Source organism: Pseudoalteromonas sp. MMG022 (assembly GCF_021654245.1).
GTDB lineage: Bacteria > Pseudomonadota > Gammaproteobacteria > Enterobacterales > Alteromonadaceae > Pseudoalteromonas > Pseudoalteromonas amylolytica.
In genome coordinates, this window is record NZ_JAKFZQ010000056.1 from 1 (window position 1) to 602 (window position 602).

General features: G+C 42.7%; 1 protein-coding gene. It reads right to left on the reverse strand.

Annotated features, from left to right (window positions below; all coding sequences use genetic code 11):
• Positions 1 to 602 (reverse strand): AMP-binding protein (locus tag L1070_RS20165; protein ID WP_237126914.1); only part of this gene is annotated, 602 nt, incomplete at its 3' end.

Here is a 602-nt window from a genome sequence, read left to right on the forward strand (position 1 = left end):
TTGGCATCATAAAATGGGTTGGCGATAAAGCGCTCTGCACTCAACTGCGGACGATTCAAATAACCACGCGCTAGACCGTCTCCACCAATAAATAGCTCCCCAATACTTCCTGCACTTACAAGCTGTAACTCAGCATCTAAAACGAGCGTACTAACATTGTATAATGTCGTGCCAATATGAATGTTATCGGACTTTAACTCTCCAATAGTCGCACATACTGACGCTTCAGATGGGCCATAAGCATTAAAGAATCGATAATGCTGACGCCATAGTTTAACGGTTTCGAGATCACACGATTCGCCTGCCACAATTAAGCACTGTAGTGGTAAGTCTGCTCGGTACTGTACTGTCTTTAGTAACGCTGGAGGTAAAGTAGCATGGGTGATCCTCTGTGTATGAATATAATTAAATAGTCGCTGCGCATCCATCCGTGTGTTTTGATCGGCAATACATAAAGTAGCTCCTGGCATAAATGCCATTAAACATTCCCATGTCGCGGCATCAAAACTAATTGACGCAAAATGTAACACTCTACTGTTACTATCAGTCTCAAAATAGCGATGCTGATTAAATGATAAATTGACCGCACCTTGGTGAGGCAA